A 313-nucleotide genomic window follows, 5' to 3' on the forward strand; every position below is an offset into this window, starting at 1 on the left:
TTTTCATTGCAGCCTCTCTGCCATGAGCAGTAAGAATCTGTAAAATAGAATTCTATTCCCATCTTCTCCACCTCTTCCCAGCACGAAAATTCCTTCCCCCTGTCTGATGTGAAAGTCTTGAATGCTCTTTTTGAAATATTGGCTGTCAGCCGTTTTATTGCTTCCAGCATTGAATTTTTGCTTCTATCTTTCATCTTTATTGCCACATAAAACCGTGTCTTCAGCTCCACAAATGTTGCAAAGCAGGCTTTGCTCTCTCCTCTTGCTGAAACTACCGATTCTAGCTCCCAATGCCCAAAAACTTCTTTTTTCT

1 protein-coding gene is annotated in these 313 nt (G+C 40.9%); it reads right to left on the reverse strand.

Annotated elements, in window-relative coordinates; genetic code table 11:
- Positions 1–313, reverse strand: a 313-nt coding sequence (locus tag HMPREF1552_RS07920; RefSeq protein WP_021744631.1) for an IS30 family transposase, incomplete at both ends; no start/stop codon positions are given.

Source organism: Leptotrichia sp. oral taxon 879 str. F0557 (genome assembly GCF_000469385.1).
GTDB classification, from domain to species: domain Bacteria; phylum Fusobacteriota; class Fusobacteriia; order Fusobacteriales; family Leptotrichiaceae; genus Leptotrichia; species Leptotrichia mesophila.